At 37.8% G+C, this 17,006-nt stretch carries 14 protein-coding genes and 1 pseudogene; 10 read left to right on the top strand and 5 right to left on the bottom strand.

The window, feature by feature from the left end:
• The first annotated feature begins 244 nt into the window (after positions 1 to 244).
• Entirely contained in the window at positions 245 to 1,021 is a 777-nt protein-coding gene (locus F6K27_RS22390) for an NAD-dependent epimerase/dehydratase family protein (RefSeq protein WP_124143510.1), read from the top strand.
• 143 nt (positions 1,022 to 1,164) lie between these two features.
• Here F6K27_RS22390 and F6K27_RS22385 read toward each other — a convergent pair.
• Both F6K27_RS22385 and F6K27_RS22380 read right to left on the bottom strand, forming a co-directional pair.
• Positions 1,165 to 2,049: pseudogene (locus F6K27_RS22385) on the bottom strand (Rpn family recombination-promoting nuclease/putative transposase).
• A gap of 235 nt (positions 2,050 to 2,284) precedes the next feature.
• A complete protein-coding gene (locus F6K27_RS22380) occupies positions 2,285 to 2,842 on the bottom strand; it encodes a Uma2 family endonuclease (RefSeq protein WP_287278653.1) in 558 nt (185 codons plus the stop codon).
• A 102-nt stretch (positions 2,843 to 2,944) separates the two neighbouring features.
• Between F6K27_RS22380 and F6K27_RS22375 the strand changes: the two genes are divergently transcribed.
• The 8 genes from F6K27_RS22375 to F6K27_RS22340 all read left to right on the top strand — a co-directional run bounded on the left by F6K27_RS22375 (position 2,945) and on the right by F6K27_RS22340 (position 8,411).
• Positions 2,945 to 3,073 carry a hypothetical protein gene (locus tag F6K27_RS22375; RefSeq protein ID WP_287278651.1) on the top strand — a complete coding sequence of 43 codons (129 nt, stop codon included), beginning with the start codon at positions 2,945 to 2,947 and terminating at the stop codon, positions 3,071 to 3,073.
• A 36-nt stretch (positions 3,074 to 3,109) separates the two neighbouring features.
• Positions 3,110 to 4,279 carry an FkbM family methyltransferase gene (locus tag F6K27_RS22370; RefSeq protein WP_287278649.1) on the top strand — a complete coding sequence of 390 codons (1,170 nt, stop codon included), beginning with the start codon at positions 3,110 to 3,112 and terminating at the stop codon, positions 4,277 to 4,279.
• 64 nt (positions 4,280 to 4,343) lie between these two features.
• Entirely contained in the window at positions 4,344 to 4,658 is a 315-nt protein-coding gene (locus F6K27_RS22365; protein WP_287278647.1) for a tetratricopeptide repeat protein, read from the top strand.
• Between the two features lie 80 nt (positions 4,659 to 4,738).
• On the top strand, positions 4,739 to 5,581 hold the full coding sequence (locus tag F6K27_RS22360) for an FkbM family methyltransferase (protein ID WP_287278646.1): 843 nt from the start codon (positions 4,739 to 4,741) through the stop codon (positions 5,579 to 5,581).
• A gap of 20 nt (positions 5,582 to 5,601) precedes the next feature.
• Positions 5,602 to 6,351, top strand: coding sequence for a hypothetical protein (locus tag F6K27_RS22355; protein ID WP_287278644.1), 750 nt, complete (start codon positions 5,602 to 5,604; stop codon positions 6,349 to 6,351).
• Positions 6,352 to 6,411: 60 nt separating this feature from the next.
• Entirely contained in the window at positions 6,412 to 6,696 is a 285-nt protein-coding gene (locus F6K27_RS22350) for a hypothetical protein (RefSeq protein WP_287278643.1), read from the top strand.
• 137 nt (positions 6,697 to 6,833) lie between these two features.
• The gene (locus F6K27_RS22345; protein ID WP_287278641.1) at positions 6,834 to 7,589 is read left to right on the top strand and encodes a class I SAM-dependent methyltransferase; all 756 of its coding nucleotides are present in this window, start codon (positions 6,834 to 6,836) and stop codon (positions 7,587 to 7,589) included.
• 75 nt (positions 7,590 to 7,664) lie between these two features.
• Entirely contained in the window at positions 7,665 to 8,411 is a 747-nt protein-coding gene (locus F6K27_RS22340; RefSeq protein ID WP_287278640.1) for a sulfotransferase, read from the top strand.
• A gap of 60 nt (positions 8,412 to 8,471) precedes the next feature.
• Here F6K27_RS22340 and F6K27_RS22335 read toward each other — a convergent pair whose 3' ends face one another.
• Complete coding sequence (locus tag F6K27_RS22335) at positions 8,472 to 13,586, bottom strand: tetratricopeptide repeat protein (RefSeq protein WP_287278639.1); 5,115 nt, start codon at positions 13,584 to 13,586, stop codon at positions 8,472 to 8,474.
• 199 nt (positions 13,587 to 13,785) lie between these two features.
• Here F6K27_RS22335 and F6K27_RS22330 point away from each other — a divergent pair, with 199 nt between their 5' ends.
• Positions 13,786 to 13,908: a hypothetical protein gene (locus F6K27_RS22330; protein WP_287279536.1), complete on the top strand. Its 123-nt coding sequence runs from the start codon at positions 13,786 to 13,788 to the stop codon at positions 13,906 to 13,908.
• A 447-nt stretch (positions 13,909 to 14,355) separates the two neighbouring features.
• On the opposite strand, the gene F6K27_RS22325 is transcribed toward F6K27_RS22330, so the two are convergent.
• Together F6K27_RS22325 and F6K27_RS22320 are read right to left on the bottom strand one after the other, a co-directional pair.
• The gene (locus tag F6K27_RS22325) at positions 14,356 to 14,964 is read right to left on the bottom strand and encodes a hypothetical protein (protein ID WP_287280098.1); all 609 of its coding nucleotides are present in this window, start codon (positions 14,962 to 14,964) and stop codon (positions 14,356 to 14,358) included.
• A 403-nt stretch (positions 14,965 to 15,367) separates the two neighbouring features.
• Positions 15,368 to 16,663, bottom strand: a complete 1,296-nt coding sequence (locus tag F6K27_RS22320) for a glycoside hydrolase family 10 protein (RefSeq protein ID WP_287280100.1) — start codon at positions 16,661 to 16,663, stop codon at positions 15,368 to 15,370.
• Positions 16,664 to 17,006 lie beyond the last annotated feature (343 nt).

The raw sequence follows: 17,006 nt of genomic DNA, 5'->3' as shown, positions 1-17,006 counted from the left end.
GTGGCAGAAAAATCATTCTTACAAAACGCCCGCTCCTACCTCTTCGCTCATTCCCCGTTCTTCCTGTCTCCTGTCTCCTGTCTCCTACCCCTACTAAAAGACTTTTTCAGCAAACCCTAAATATTGATATTTTAACATATTTTTTGTATAATCTACTGGTTTTAGTTTTCCTACGGAATGCTACGAAACATCCCGACATTCCGTTACCGGAGAGCGCAAGTCCTCAAGTTAACGATCAAATTAAATGAAAACTGTTGTAATTACTGGAATTTCAGGCACTTTGGGTAGTGCGATGGGTAAAGTTTATAAGTCACGGGGATGGCGGGTTGTTGGTGTGACTCGTCAACCTAGTTTAGAGGGAGATTTTTTTGATGAGTTGTTTGTTTCTCCCCAGAAAACTATTGAGGATGCCAGAAAACTATTTGAGTATGACCCGGATGTGGTGATTTTGAATGCTGGTCAAATTGAGACGGAAGTAGGAGAGGGTGGAATTCCCATAGTTGAGTTGGTAGAGTCGATGAATCGGGTGAATTATACTTGGCCTGCGGTTGTAGGTGCTGAAGCAGCTAAGTTACCCCGGAGTAGACCTTTGGATGTGATTGCTATTGGGTCAATTGCTGATGGAAGTCCTTCTTGTTTCGGACCTGTTTATCATTCTGGCAAAATTGCCTTGCATTATTACTGGTCTGGTGTCGGGCCAATTGTTTATCATTCCAGTAAAAATATGATTCGCCTGCGGTTGTATCGCCCTGGTGCTATTTCTGGTAAGTTTGCTTGGGCACCAGTGAATCGTTTGAATGATAAAGCTTATAAGATTCGAGCTAATCGAGTTAATTCTGCTCCCTCTGGGGATAAGGTGGCTGAGAAAATTGTGAATTGGATTGAGAATAGTAAGGAATGGGTGGGAACTTATGATGAACCTTTGGGATTTAAGATTTTTAAGTATTTGTTTGCTTTATTCCCCAACTTTTTCTACAGATTACAATTGTATGGTTGGCCTAAAGGGAGTAAGTTTGTTTGATTATTAGGCGTTGCAAAAATGCGGGATGATTTTAATAGTTTTGTAGTTTTGTGGAATGGGTATCTTGCCCGTTCCCCTTTTTAGAGAGTTAGATAGAAAACTAGAGATTTAAAACTTTTTCATTATCAATTATCCATTATCAATTATCCATTATTATCTAGCCAGTTTTCCAAGTCTGCTATTGTTGCTAAATCAAAAATTTCATCACCTAAAATATCTAATTTTTCCAAAGATAATTGCTCTATCTGAGTCTGAACTTCTGGAGCTATTTCGCCAAACTTGCGACGAATTTGACGTTTAACTAATATTCCAATTCCTTCCTTTCTGGCTAAACTAATTTGTCCTTTCTTATCTCTAATCAACTTTTCCTGTTGCTCTAATTCCTCTAATTCTGCATTGTTTAAGTTCGCTTTATTCGCTATATTTAATGCTGCTTCTATTTCTGATACTTCTTCTAATGATTCTGGTATTACTTCTAAACTTGGAGCCGATTTAATAAAATATATCCATTTATCGCTTAAGGTTTCTAACGCTGACAATTCTTTATTAAATTTGGGTAATTCTACAAACATTAATGTTAATTCATCTTGGTAATTAAACAATTCTGTTTCTTCTTTAAACCTGAATTTGGTAATCATTTTATCTGTCTTTTCAAATAAAACAAAGTCGGCGATCGTTAAAGCTATAAAAGGTTACAACATCATATAACCTTGCCCTGCATCTAATTGATTTCCATAGGCTTTAGCTAAATTATAAATTTCTGGTTTTTCAAAATCTTCTACGTTCAATATTTGCATTTCAATAATCACGGTAGAACCATTATCTAAAAGTGCTTTTACATCAAAATAACTCTCTTTCATAGTGTTAGTAACTCCAGGGTTATAGGGGTTAATTATTTTCAGAGATTGAATGATATTTTGATTGTTATAAACTATGGCATTGAGAAAGCTAATGAGAATATTTTGACTATGAATAGAACCAAATATCTTTTTAAAGGCAAAGTCGATTTTGGGGCTGATAAATTTCATGGTTATATTTCAGGAACTGGTATTGTTTATGGTACAATATATGGTATAATTTAGCTCTTTTATAACTATTTGCAGCACTTTTGAGGATAGTGAGGTACAGCTATAAGACTATTTATTCCTATATTCCCTGTTGCCTGTTGCCTGTTGCCTGTTGCCTAGAGCAATAAAACTTTGTACCTCATCAACTAGAAAACTGCTGTAAATAGTATTTAAGACTAGAATTAATAGCAGGATATCAAGGCAAAAACATTTCTGTAAAGGATAAGGAAACTGATGGAAAATTCAAGGGATTAATTACTTCACTATCCGAGAAAACAGTTTCAGATTGATAACCTCCTGGTGTAGGATGACGATATATATAAGCTTGGCGTTGTACTACATCTAAAACCCAATATTCAGAAATATTTGCTCCAGCATAGATAAGTGTTTTTTCTTGTCGATCTATTCTCAAGGTAGTATCAGAAATTTCAATTAAAAAGAATATTTCCTCTGCACTAGGGTGGCGATCGCCATAAGCTTTAGGATCGATATTTACTACTGCGATATCCGGTTCTGGTTCAGAAGTTGATAGTGTAACTGGTAACTGCATCCTAATATGAGCTTCCTGAGTTAATTGAGACTTTAAATAATCTGATGTCCGTTGAGTTGTTGCAGCATGAGGAGCACGTTGGAGATTAATTTTGATGATGCGACCTTCTAATAGTTCGACGCGGGATTCTGGTGTCAGAATACCACAATCTATCATTTGATGATACTCTGCTACTGTCCACAAATGAATTTTGCTTGTTGTCATTAGTTGAATTTCCTGTTTTTGATAATTTCTATAATTACTTCAAGACTTTAATCTCCCCTACTCCCCTACTGCCAACTAAATGACTGAGACTTAAGTTTAATTATGAAAGTTCTATTATTATTGATTTTAGCTGAAATTTTATGGCTAGAGTTAGATCGTGTTGTTGAATTTTTAACTTCTTTGCAGATAATAGTTTCTTTGGCTGAGATTAAAAAGGAATTTTTGGGGTAGAATAGTGTGTTTGAGTAGATTTATATTTGGGTTGTTATGGGTAATGAGGGTATCAGTGCTGGAGAGTTGTTGAAGCAGGCCAACCAGTTGAAGAGGGCGGGGAGGTTGGATGAGGCGATCGCTCTTTATCATCAGGCGATTGAAATTAATCCTAATTTTGCTTGGGCATATAATAATTTGGGGGATGCTTTTGTTAAGCAAGACAAATTGGATGAGGCTGTTGTTGAATACCAAAAGGCGATTGAAATTAATCCTAATTCAGCCCTATATTACTATAATTTAGGAGAAGTTTTAGCACAACAAGGAAAACTTAATAAGGCGGTTGATAATTTTACAAAAGCTGTAGAAATTCAACCTTATTTTTACAAATTTCAAAGCAACTTAGGGCAGGCATTTCATCGGAAAAACTTACTTGATTCAGCAATTAGTTGCTATCGTAAAGTTCTTGCCATTAAGCCATACTCAGGTATGGATTGCTATAACTTAGCAGAAGTTTTGTACAAAAAGCAAGAATGGGAAGAGGCTGTAACTTTTTACAAAAGAGCCGCTAAAATTTCTCCCCAGAAGTTTAAAAAATCATTTGGCCTTAACGGACTTGATTTGAAACTTGCAGATTACTTAAACTTTGACAATGGGTTTTTTATCGAGGCTGGAGCAAATAACGGAATATCCCAAAGCAACACAGTCTTTTTAGAACGATACAGAAACTGGACTGGAGTCTTGATTGAACCTATACCAGATTTAGTTAAACTCTGTCGCCATAACAGACCTAGATGCGTTGTAGAAAACTATGCTCTAGTGCCTTTTAATTACGATAGAGATGAAATTGATATGCACTATTGTAATTTAATGTCTTTGGTTAAACAAGCCATGTCTGAAGAGGAGGTAAAGAAGCACATTAAGCGGGGATGTGAACTGCAAAAAATTGAAACTTACGTAGTAAAAGTACCTGTCACAACCCTTAATTTTATTCTTGAAAAACATAAAGTAAAAAGAATAGATTTACTATCTTTGGATGTAGAGGGGTTTGAACTCCAAGTTCTTCAAGGACTAAATTTTAACCAGTTTAGACCCCGTTTTATGCTCATAGAAGTTCGGCAAGGACAAAGGCAAAAAATGGATTCCTTTTGTAATAGTGTTTCCTACAGAGCAGTTGCAGAGCTTTCCCAAAGAAATTATTATCAAGATGTTTTGTATGAATCATAGGCACGAAAGAAAAGTAATATTTAGTATAAAACTTAATTTTTAACAGAAGCTAAAAGTAAATTTTATGGAAAAAAATCAAGCAGCCAAAACCCATGTTAAAGAGGGAAATAGGCTTAAGCGCAATGGTCAGTTTGAATCGGCGATCGCCTCTTACAAAAAAGCAATAGAAATTAATCCTCGGTTTAGCTGGTCTTACTTTTATTTAGGGGAAGCCCTGATTAATTTAAAAAGGCTCAATGAGGCTATTGAAGTATACCATCAGGCTATCACTCTTAACCCTAGCTCTGCCCTTTTTTACTGTAGGTTAGGAGACGCATTGACCGATAATGGCCAAATAGATGAAGCTCAGAAATACTACCAATGGATTGTTTGGAGATAAGCAGAGGAAATATTTTACAATATAACCATTATTTGGTTGATAATGTATTCTTATATTCAAAAAGTACAACGTCTAATCTAATGAAACATCATCCCATTTTTGAAAGCTTCCAAAAAGTTAAATCAATAGGTACAGGAAAACATATGTTTGATTTTCTTGGTGTGGCTACAAATGTCAGTTATAAAAAGGCTTGGAGCAAACACGCACTAAGAGAAGGGGCTGAGTACACATCAAATTATCCTGTAGTCAACGAACATTATTTTGACTGGATCGCATTATTAGAATGTGTACGTTCTGCATCTGGTACATTCCGTATGGCTGAACTTGGTGCAGGTTGGGCACCTTGGCTAGTTCGTGCTGTATTTGCCACTAAACAACTTCCAGCTATTGAACAGATCGAGTTAGTTGGAGTAGAAGCTGATGCAACTCACTATAGTTGGATGAAGTCTCATTTTCTTGATAACCAACTTAACCCAGAAAAATATCATTTACTGCATGGTGCAGTTGCACCTAAGTCAATGCGTTTACAGTTTCCTAAGCTGGATAACCCAGATGAAGATTACGGTGCATCAATCAATGCTGTCAGTAAAAATGGGAAGTATGTTGAGGTACAGGGTTATCCCTTGACAGATATACTTGAGCTTTTTACTGGTCCCGTAGATTTTATTCATACAGACATCCAAGGAGCTGAGTATGAGGTGATACCGGGAGCAATGAATTTATTGAAATCTAAAGTGAAAGCAATGATGGTGGGAACACATACTTCATTAGAAAAACACAACCAGCTTAATCAACTGTTTCTCGATCATGGTTGGAAACCTGTTATGGTTTTTCCCAGAAAAAGTGAAGTTGAGACAGAATTTGGAAAAGTAACATTTTATGATGGTTTCCTTTTCTATACTAATCCTTTATACATATCTTGAGGTGTTTATTTATATTAATTATGACAGATTCTTTTATTGAACTCAACGGAATGAGTGCAGATTGTTTTCAACTAATTAGTCAAGGTGGCTGTTTCTTTATTGGTGCATCTGTAACTGCTCAAAAGAACGGATGGACGGATAAATTAGTTGAGCTAATAAGTGAAAAACTCAAATCCTCATTTGCTGTTGGAAAAAAGGCTATGGGTGGTGTAGGTTTAACTTTTGGTGTAACAAACTGGCCTAATATTGATCTCCCTGTAGGTGGAGTTGTTTTCATAGAATTTAGTAGTGGTGATTTAAATTTAGGGTTGACACCGTTAGATCGTTTGGAAACTTTATTAGAAAGTTTAATCATTGATATTCTGAGTCAGAAAAATTTTCCGATCATAGTTCACAATTGGCGTTCTGATTTTAGGAACGAAAAAGGTGATATTGTCAGAAATATTTACAATGCTGTTGCATCAAAATTCCATGTGCCGATCATTAGAAATGACATTTTTGTAGAATCGGAAATAGCACAAGATGCAAACATTGATAAGACTTGGTTTAGAGATATTTGCCATACAACTTCAGAGGGAGCATTTGCATACGCAAAACATATTTTTGATGCAATGTGTGTAATTAGTTCGCAAAAAAATACTGGTGTAATTAATGTCAAAAAAGCCGATAAAATACTTGGAGAAGTTGAACCTTTATTTCATTTAGATAAGTATTTTAACTTTGATAATTATGTTAGTAATACTTATACTTATCCTAACACAGGTCAATAATTTATCTATTATGACTGCGACGGATCGGTAGAGTTTCAAGCTTTTGCTAGTGGAGAACTAATGAGTATTGCCTTTATTTCTGGACCAACTTCTGGATGGGTTGAGTTATTAATTGATGGTGAAAGTAAGAAAATATTTCGCTGTTTTGATAGACATAGTTACTACAACCGTTTGATCATGCTTCCGGCTTTTTATAAATTATCAAATAGTACACTAACTATACGTCTTTCAGAAAAACCTGTAGATTTTTCTATTGCCAAGCAAGAGCATAGTGCTTTTCAAGATAAACGGAAAATGCAATTAGTATCACTAATTGGAGTTGAATTAAAATTGTTCTTTTCCTGAAACATAGTATGAGTATAATTTAGCAAAAATTTAGTAATTTCCATACTGGTTTCGGCAGCAAAATGCAACTGAATGATTTCAGAAATAAGTATCCATTATTATTCACATTATCAAAATGATCGGGAAGAAATAAAAAAATGTTGACAAGTGTTTCCGAGTCTATGCAGTTTGAGGGTATGACCTCAGCACAAGGACTAACTTTAATGAACGTGTTTTTACAAAAAGTCAAAACCTTGCATAATACTGGGCTTTGTCTGGAATTTGGAACGTATAAGGGTAGAACTGCTGCACTGATCGCCAAAAGTCTCAATGATGGAAACTGGTTGCACGCCGTTGAGCAAGCAGAGTATCTTGAATTCGATCAATTGTTAAAAATTAGCCAGTTAATTACATGGCATAAGGAGCGTTCAGAGATATTTGTTACTGAATCCCTACCTCCAATAGCTGAAAAACAGAAAATTATTTATACACATCACGATGCCAGTCATTATTTTAATAATGTATATACCGAGCTATCTAACATATTAAAGTATATGGAACTCTATGGTATTATGATATTAGATGATTTTAATGATGTCTATTCTCAGGTGCGTGCAGCTTATTATTATTTACGATATAAAATCAATTTTCCATACGAGTTGCTTTTAGTTGGTTTCAACAAGGCTATTTTAGTCCGAGAGGAATTGTTTGATTATTGGGAAAAATATGTATTAGATGATTTACTGAATGACATGGCTGAAGGTGATTTTTTGTGCAAGCTTTACCGTACTGATATCAATGAGAACTCTAGAGCCTTTCATATAAGAGAAAGAAAGAAAGAAGAAGAAGTTTATTATGGCTTAAACATCTGGGGAGATAGGTTTTATAAAAGATCAGCAAATTTTCTCAAATAGATAGCACCTCATTTTTGCGTAAACAGCAGAAAATTATACTAAACAATTTTTAGCAATACTAATTTTTGAGGGTTAATGAATCAAGTACAAAATATTGTAATAGGTGGATGTCCACGTTCTGGAACAACAGTTCTAAATCATTTGCTCAATGCATATAGCTATACTTATATCGGAACAGAGCTTTACAAATTGGATGAATATAAAAACTTTTCTGCTGATTTTTTTAGTAAAGAAAAAATCAGGGGAAAAGCCCTTGCTAGTTTGACCCAACAAAAAGCCAAGGATGCCTATATTCAAAAGCAATTGCAGAAGATAGAGAAAGCTCAATGGTTGGGTGACAAATATCCTATGATTTATCGTTATTGGAAAAATATTAGTACTCAAATAAAAGGGGTAATATTTATCTATACTTATAGAGATTTGTCCCAAGTAAAATCAAGCTTTCATGCTAGATACAAAAACGAAAATGATTCTTGGTCTGTTCAAGCAGAAAGAGCTCTTGATTACTGGCAAGAAGCAGCAAATGGGATTATTGAGTGTAAATCTAGCTTAGGTGAAAGTGTCATTATTGTTAAGTATGAGGATTTATTTTTTTGCCACAAACGAGAAGAATTCTATGACATAGTTTACTCGTTAATGTCAAAATTAAAAATGACAGAAATATCAAGTGAGTCTGATAGAAGTATAGAAAAAATATTTCAAAAAAGCTTAGAAGTTTCAGTTGCAAGGAAAAATAATCTTTTATCTCTGGATGAGAATGAAGAAAAAATAGAAAGTTTATTGTTGCCACAGTTAGATGAACTAAAATGGAATGGTGAATAAATAGTGATTTATTAGTTCAGTTATTAACCATCTACCAACAATGCAGAGGTTATTTTTAAGTTAAATAACTCTGCTATTTTCATCAAAAAAATTAATTATATCGTAAATAAAGCATTCAACACCGTACCTATTCCAAAGCACTTGCAAAACTTCTTTCTTGTGTTTCATAAGCTTTTTATCTTTACTTAATACTTCCAAACAGTCTGGTAAAGTTTGAATTTCATCAGCCCTCTCCGGACATACAACTACAGCAGATTCCCACAAATCTAAATCCCCTGGTGGAAGATAGGTATCAGATAAAACAACTGGAATCGAACCATAAGCAATGCTTTCCCACAACCGAATTGAGTTAGGACCAGAACCAGACGGACACAATGAAAAAACGGACTGCTTGAGAATTTCCTTGAACTCACGTGTTTGAGATTCATCAATTAAATTTTTCTCATCAGTCACCGCTTTTTTGATTTGGTTTTCATAAACAATATCTTGATAATGCCAAGATTCGCGAGAGCGAATAAATCCTCTTTTGTCATCACTCAAATATTTAATAATTTGATTCCTAGAATCTGTCAAGTAATAACTTAGAGCCTTAGAACCAACAAAACTAAATAAAAATTTCCTAAATACACCTCTTAACTCCTGTGGAAAAACCTCTGAAGCTTGAACTGGGAACAACGGAAATGGATAAATTTTAATATGAGAGTAATCAGGAAAAGTAGACTGACCTTTCACAGCATGAGACCAAAATACATCGGTAATACCAACCTCATTAAATAAATATTGAAATTTGAGCATTCTGATGTGTTGGCAAACAGTCACAACCTTCGTAAATTTACTCAAATAAGATTTATATTTTTCTAAAACGGATAAAAGCTGTTTGGTATCTTCAGGTTTGTTAAGTAATAAGTCGATTAAAGTAGCCCACGGAAAACCGAAGTAGGCTATTGATTGATCATAACCCTGGAGATATTTTTTAGCCATTTTATAGGCATATTGTTCAGTAATTGCCGGATACTGCCACGAAGCATCATATCCAATTACACCTGAGTTTTTATTGTCAATACTTTTTCTGCTTTCTTTTGCCGAAGTTTCCAGGGATTTGTTAAATTTAACTTCCTTGATTTGAGAAAAATCAACAGCCCACAATTCTAAATCTAATTTAGAATGCTTGAGCAGCTCTGAACTTGGATGTACATAAGTTACACCACCCAAAATAGATTTATCATTTTTTTTGTCGTAGGTTCTTGAATCAGTCTGTTGAACATGGACAGTTTTAACCTCATAGCAAGGATTATAAAGTTTAGTTCCATGAATAGCAAATAAGTAGGCAACTTTGTTGTCACAACGAGGCACTCCTAATCGTATTTTTAAAGACTCTTTGAGAGTATCTTCCAACTTAGAGTTACCAAAAATCGCCCAAACATCTTGAGACCAATGAGGATTTTGGTGCAATATTTGTTCAGACCCTTTTTGCTCATAGCGACTAATAGTAACAAAAGCCTTGGGATTAGTATAAAAAAGTTCTCTAAGCCGTGAAATTGATTCATCAAAATAAATGTCACTATTAGCGAGGATTGAAATTTTATCGGCACACTTTTTCTCAGTTAACTCTATCCAGTCTAGGTAAGTCGGTCTCGAAGATAAGTTAACAATTTCAATCTTAGAGCTTGCTAACTCTGGTCGATGATCGTCGTCAATGAGTAAAACAATTTTTTCAATTTCGGTGCATTCTATGTTTTTTCTGAGGCAATAAATTAATTCATCTTGTCTATCTGACTGTTTTGCTTTGAAGTAAGGGGTAAATAATACAATTTGATGGTACTTGGCTCGATCGTTCCCTTGAACTAGATTGAGATTGCTTCCAACTTCAGCTTTCTCAACTTTATTACTCTCTTTTCTAGCCCTCACCTTCTCATAAACTTCCCTAACCAACTCAACCTCAACCACCATTCTCCCAGACATATCAGACTTAATCAAATTCGCACCCCACTCCTGTTTCCGATAAAGTTCCTCAAACCTACCCTTTCTCACCTCCAAAGGCACAACCCTCTCAATCTCACTCCTATAATCTCCAATACGCTCCACAGACAACTGACCAGCACGCCTCCGAAAAGCACCCAAAGGACTCTCATACTGATAATACACCCCATGATGCGCCATCTCCCGCCATAAATTCCAATCACCCGCCAACTCAAACCCTTTCAACCCATGCTTCGACTTCAACCACAACGCCTTACTAAAAAATGTTCCCTCCTGCTGCAACATTTCCCAATGTTTACCATCACACAAACCTTCCCGAATAACTGCCGTTGGAGTAGGAGTACCCCGCTGTAGAACCTTCCGCTGTACATCCGTTTCAAACACATACTGAGGTCCCCCTATCCACTCAATCTCTGGATGCTCCGCAACAATACGACAAATAGCAGACAACGCTCCCGGCATCAAAGCATCATCAGCATTAATCCAAGTCATCAACTCTCTAGGGGCAATATCAAAACTATCAAACCCCCTCATCACCCCATCATACATCCCCTGGTCTGCTTCACTAACCCAAGAAAACTCCACACCCCAACATTGCACATCAGAACTCCCTTCCGATAACACACCTTCCCAATATCGTAACCGCTCAACAGTCGCATCCGTTGAACCACCATCTTGTATATGATACCGAATCCAGAAATCACCAGACTGACTAATAACACTCTTAATAGTCTCATCAATAGTTGTCGCAGCATTTAGACAAGGCGTCACCACAAAAAATGTCGTACCCAGTCTCTTCTCATCCCCCAGAGACGAAACATTCCCAGTCAACCTACCATAGAAATCATTTAGCTTAGTCCCCATCAAACCTTGCTCAAGCTGACTCAAATAAAAATCAACCGCGCCATCACTCAGTCGTCGTGCCAACTCTCTATCAGTTTTAATCTCTTGCACCGCCCCCGCAATACCTTTAGCATCAGACCTTGCCAACACATACCCTTCCCGACCATGACTCACCCTCAACCCCAAATTCGACTTCGGCAGCACCACTGGTCGCCCCATGGCAAAATATTCCAACAACTTCGACGGAATACGCCGATCGTTAAACTCCTCTGGTACACCGGGTTGCACCAAAACATCCGCTGCTGCCAGAATTTCCGGCACTTGCTCCCGTTCCACCCAACCTAGATATTTTTCATATATTCCTCCCCAACTCTCAACCTCCATTCCCTCACCATTCAAACCACTACGCAACAACACCGTAGGGCATCCCTGTTGATTCAAAATTTCCACAGCTTGATATAGCTCCCCTACCTCATCTCGGTTGCCACTATGTACATTACCCGTGTATGCTAAAACAACATGACCTTCTGGAATACCCAAAGAACGACGCAAGTCATAATTTATTGGTCGAGGATAAAACAAACTCTCATCCACAGGGGGAGCTAACACCAACTCGGGCACATTACCAATATTGAAACCCTGGAGAGTCTCAATAATCATAGTCAACCCCTGGGCTCGGTTCAGAAAAGCCTTACCCTTAATCGGATGGTAGCGATCGCCTGGAATAATCCTATCTAGTTCTGCTTCTGGCAACTTAGACAACTCAGCAAAAGGTCTTCCCACCTTAGCAGCAGTCAAATATTCCTCATTATCCTCCAAATGAATAACCAAAGGACAAGAATATTGTTTCAGCAGTTTTTCCACACATTTCCGAACAACCTCACGGGGAGTCCAAGCGTGAATCACATCTGGACCACCACCATTAGCAAAAGGCAAACGTAAACCAGGAATGGAAAGGTCCGAATAGGCTAAGATACGGACAGGATTTGATAAATTGTGCAAAGACCGTCGCAGCACATCCTCATTGTCAGAACTATCCGGAACCGCAAATAGACAATCAACCCCTTGTTCTAGCAACCGAGTAGCATGAAGTTGAGCATGATACCCACCGTTAGAGTCGATATTTCCGTAAAGCACAAATAGAACGTTAAGGTAAGTTGACCTTTTATTTTGACTTTTTAAGATACCGTCTTTTTTACCTCGATCATTTATCTTCCCTGTTTTTTCCCTTGTCAAAGAAGTTGGAGTAACTCCTCTGATTTGTGGCAAATTTCTACTCAAATCTGAAGCATAGCCACTCGTTCCCGACTTTAACTCTAATGCTTGTCGATAAGCTGACTCTGCCTCATCCCTCTTCCCCAACTCCCTTAAAACATCTCCCAACTGCTGCCAAACCACAGCTGATCGCGGATGCAATTCCACCGCCCTCCGCAACTCAACAACAGCTTCCCTCCAGCGCTCCAACTGCATCAATCCATACCCCAACTGATGCCGCACCTGAGCAGACTTCGGATTCACCTCAACCACCAACCGATACTCAACAACAGCCTCCTCCCATCTACCCAACTGCCCCAAAGCATACCCCAAATGATGCCTCACCTCAGCCCCAGCAAAACCCAAATTAATTGATCGCCCATACTCAACAACAGCTTCCTCCCATCTACCCAACTGCCCCAAAGCCTGACCCAAACCAAACAAAACCTCACCAGACTCCCCAGACAAAACCACCTCCTGACGATAAAATTCCACCGCCTCCGACCATTGCCCCAACTTACCTAAAGCTTCAGCCAAACCCAAACAACAATCAACCCCACCGGGACTCATCTCCCAACTCTGACGATAAAACTCCACCGCCTCAGACCATTGCTGCTGTCCAGACTTAGCCGCCCCCAAATAATAATAAGCCTCTGTCTGTAGGGACGTTCCATTAAGCCTGACTACATTTGCATACAACATATTTACCACTTTGTCAAGACACTGCTCTGCCTCCGACCATTGCCCCAACTTCACCAACACCGCTCCCAAACCCAGACAAAACTCGGGCACATCAGTCTTCTGCTCCACCGCCCGACGATAATAACCCACAGCCTGCTGAAATTGACCTTGCCTTTGTAACAAAACCCCCAAATTGTAGAGAGACCAAGAAGCTTGAGGATTTATCGCCACAGCCTGACCAAAAGCAGCGATCGCCTCTTCTATCTGCCCCACCTTAACCAAAGCCTCCCCCAAATTATGATGAGCATGGGAAAAATCAGGATTAAGAGCGATCGCCTCACGGTAAGCAGCCACAGCATCATCGAGCTTGCCCTCCCGCAACAATTGATTAGCAGTTTTGAAATTAGTTTGAACCATAATTGAAGTCAAAAGTTAAAAGTTAAAAGTCAAAAGTCAGAAATTAAGTCAAAACTCAAAAGTTAAAAGTTAACTCATTTGAATCATCAGGAGATGGGAAATTGGAAATTAGGATTTGGAATTATGTCCATATTTTCTGTAAACAATATAGCAGAAGGAAGAAGGTTGATGATTAATTAGGGTTTGCTGAAAAAGTCTTATGGGTGAGGGTAGGAGTCAGGAGTCAGGAGTCAGGAGTCAGGAGGAACGGGGAATTATAGAGGAGGTAGGAGCTAAGTTTTGTAAGAATGATTTTTCTGCCATAATCGTCCCAAAATACTAGCTTTATGCAGCTCTTGCCACCGAAAAGCTAACACTTTTTTAGACCTAAAAATGCTACAACCAATATCAGTCAATGCTTTTAGATTTAATCAGCAAGCCCTAATTATTAAAAGCCGTAGGGGCGAATGGCCATTTGCTAACGCAAAGCTGCCGCTAACGCCCTGACACATGGTATGCCCCTACACATGGTATAAAGATCGACGGAATTATATTACTCCGATTTCTCGGGAACCGTAGCCAAGGGATTTAATATTAGAAGAGAATTTCCACCCAAGCTTTTAGATATCGAGTGTTATCAAAATAATTGGGTCTAAAACCCCGCCTTGATTGGCGAAATATTTTTGGATGGTTGCTCACGCATCCCCGTTACAAAAACAACTTCTGACTTCGTTATGTGAACTATCCGCGCTGACTGCTAATAGCTGATAGCTGACAGCTAGTTCATTCTTCAACGACCTGAATATAAACGTACCAAAGCAATACCAGTAACAACAGCGACAAAAAACCATGTTACCAACAGACCTATTACTTCACTAATAAATAGACCGATCGCCCCATACATAAATCCACCCACTGCCCAACCAAGGGATAAACCTACAGCCCAAGCAATAATATTGGCAATTATCCACCATTCTTCCCAATAAATTTGCTTCCTGAGTACAAACCATTGGCCTAATCCCAAAATTGCCCCCACAATAGCTCCATTAATCAACCCATGAAATAGCCTGACTGAAATTTGTTCTGTTCGTGGGGCCACCCAACCTAATGCTCCTAAACTACTGGCCCCGATTAATAACCATGTCACAATAGTTAATACAACCCACCATCTACTTCGGAAAATATAATTTCTCAGTACCAACCATTGGGCTAATCCGATGACAGCACCGCCCATGGCTCCTGAAAAAGCACCAATATAGGGTCTAACACCTACTTCTACAAATATTAAACTGACCAAAAAGCCGACAACAGTGAAAAATACCCACTGTAACCAAAAACCCCAGCCGATGGTTTTGGACTTAGTATGAGATGGATAATAATATGATTTAGTAATTGACACAAGCTCTTCTACAATTAATAATTAATAATTAATAATTAATAATTACCTCTCCTTGAAAATGGATAGTTATTAGTAGTGGCGTGTCAAGCTGAAAATGGTTTATTAAATTTTTTAGTATAATTCTTGCTCTGACTAAGGTTTGGAGAATTTTCCTAAAACACTATTTCAAGCTTGACACGCCAGTAGTGGACCGTTTCATCTTAAATAGTGCATTAGAATTGTCATGGCGTTAGCGTAGCTTTGCGATAGCAAACAATAGTGTTTGCCTAGCATTCCGTAGGAAAGCAATCTCTAGCCAATTTCCTATTGCATCATTTTAGTTGAAACAGTCCACTACTGCTCCCTAGTTTTTAACTTTTGAATTCATATTACTTTTTACTTTTTACTTTTTACTTTTTACTTCTCAAAGTTTCGGGCGAGATACAGAGGTAGGAAACATTTTCTTGAAACCAGTCCGGCGCTCTTGGGGTGAATTTGGAGTCAAATAACCCCATAAAGTTTCCCAATAGAAAAAAGAAACTCCGGCAAAGTGGCGATCGCGTACTGCTTTTACTTGTTGTTGAATTTGCTCTATCTTCATGGAAGTTTTCATTGTGCCTGTGAGGATACCAATACTGAAAGGAATTTTACTTTTGGTCAATTTTACTTCTGGTCGTTCCAATTCTGCTAAAAATGAAGGTAAATTATTTCGATACACCTGTAAAACAAATTCATCTACTAAACCTCGCTTTATCCAAGTTGGCCAGTCTTGCAGATATAATTTATAAGCAAAGTCATCAGGATTAGAAGATAAGGATACAATACAATTGGGTTTAACTGCTTTGACAGCTTTATAAAGTTTTTCCATTAAAGCAGTTATTTGATTTGCCCGCCATTGCATCCATTCTGGGTCTGTAAAATCTTCTGGAGGCATTTTACCCTGATGTTGTTCCCTGTAGAGGCGAACTGTAATTGGATCGTAGCCTAATTGTACTGGCATGGCAAAGCGGTCGTCTATTTGAATACCATCGACATCGTATGTTTTGACAACTTCTAATACCAGGTCGATAAAAAATTTTTGCACCTGGGGGTGAATGGGGTTAAGCCAAACATTATTGATAGAGAGTGACTGTTTTAGTGTTGTTAATAAAGACTGTTCATCTGGTTCTGGGAGCAGGTCTTTAAGTTCTAATTCAAATATATCCTCGGAAAAATTTCTATTTTTGTCCAGACTCGTTGTCACCCAGTGGGGATGGCGTTTGACTAACAGAGAATTTATTGGTGCCATGAAACCATATTCAAACCAAGGAATGACTCGTAAACCTTGGCGGTGCGACTGTGTAAATATTTCTCTGAGTACATCTCCACCAAGGCGAAATGTGGCAAGGGTAGGGTCTTGAGGTTGACCCGTGACTTTTTGAGCAACCTCACTGGGATAAAATGTGTTGCCTCTATTCCAGGTTACGGGATAAACAGTGTTGAAGTTGAGTTGAGAAAGTTGACGGAGGGCGCGGTTAATTGCCCACGGAGCGAATAATACGGTACTACTAACATTCGTTATCCAGACTCCACGCACCTCTTTTTTTTCAGGTATAACTTTTGCAGTGACTGAAGTTGGAGGGGTTAATATTGTGTTTAGGGAAATAGAAAGAAAAGCGATCGCTACTCCTATTCCTAGCCAGATTTTTAATTGTTTGAATTGATGATTAATTTTATTCATTATTAGGGAGTAGGCAGTAGGGAGTAGAGAGAAAGAATTGATGATTTCTGCTGGATGATTGATTTTATTTTTTATTATTGGAAATATCTATCATAGCTAATAGCTGATAGCTAGTTAAGTTACGAGAGTTTCCAACTGTTTAAAAATTATATGAACTTTATATTAGGTTAAATTATAGAACCTATTTGGGTTCTATATGAAAAATTATATGAGTTTTATAGAACCCCTAACCGTATCTTCATATAAATATCAAGTTTTTTTGACTAGGAGACAGCTATACTGGAGACAGGAGACAGAAGGTAAGAGAGAAAAGGTTAAGAGGGAAGATTTGGGGAGAGATAAT

The organism is Okeania sp. SIO2F5, assembly GCF_010692685.1.
Taxonomy (GTDB): Bacteria; Cyanobacteriota; Cyanobacteriia; order Cyanobacteriales; family Microcoleaceae; genus Okeania; species Okeania hirsuta.
The sequence above is the reverse complement of the archived record's forward strand: the minus strand, read 5'-3'. Positions and strand labels throughout refer to the sequence as shown.

Excerpts from the sequence above, each read along its gene's own strand:
- F6K27_RS22390 (WP_124143510.1), top strand. The coding sequence starts at position 245 with ATGAAAACTGTTGTAATTACTGGAATTTCAGGCACTTTGGGTAGTGCG.
- F6K27_RS22350 (WP_287278643.1), top strand. The coding sequence starts at position 6,412 with ATGAGTATTGCCTTTATTTCTGGACCAACTTCTGGATGGGTTGAGTTA.
- F6K27_RS22375 (WP_287278651.1), top strand. The coding sequence starts at position 2,945 with ATGAAAGTTCTATTATTATTGATTTTAGCTGAAATTTTATGGCTAGAG.
- F6K27_RS22360 (WP_287278646.1), top strand. The coding sequence starts at position 4,739 with ATGAAACATCATCCCATTTTTGAAAGCTTCCAAAAAGTTAAATCAATA.
- F6K27_RS22365 (WP_287278647.1), top strand. The coding sequence starts at position 4,344 with ATGGAAAAAAATCAAGCAGCCAAAACCCATGTTAAAGAGGGAAATAGG.
- F6K27_RS22345 (WP_287278641.1), top strand. The coding sequence starts at position 6,834 with ATGTTGACAAGTGTTTCCGAGTCTATGCAGTTTGAGGGTATGACCTCA.
- F6K27_RS22320 (WP_287280100.1), bottom strand. The coding sequence starts at position 16,663 with ATGAATAAAATTAATCATCAATTCAAACAATTAAAAATCTGGCTAGGA.
- F6K27_RS22340 (WP_287278640.1), top strand. The coding sequence starts at position 7,665 with ATGAATCAAGTACAAAATATTGTAATAGGTGGATGTCCACGTTCTGGA.
- F6K27_RS22335 (WP_287278639.1), bottom strand. The coding sequence starts at position 13,586 with ATGGTTCAAACTAATTTCAAAACTGCTAATCAATTGTTGCGGGAGGGC.
- F6K27_RS22370 (WP_287278649.1), top strand. The coding sequence starts at position 3,110 with ATGGGTAATGAGGGTATCAGTGCTGGAGAGTTGTTGAAGCAGGCCAAC.
- F6K27_RS22330 (WP_287279536.1), top strand. The coding sequence starts at position 13,786 with ATGGGTGAGGGTAGGAGTCAGGAGTCAGGAGTCAGGAGTCAGGAGGAA.
- F6K27_RS22380 (WP_287278653.1), bottom strand. The coding sequence starts at position 2,842 with ATGACAACAAGCAAAATTCATTTGTGGACAGTAGCAGAGTATCATCAA.
- F6K27_RS22355 (WP_287278644.1), top strand. The coding sequence starts at position 5,602 with ATGACAGATTCTTTTATTGAACTCAACGGAATGAGTGCAGATTGTTTT.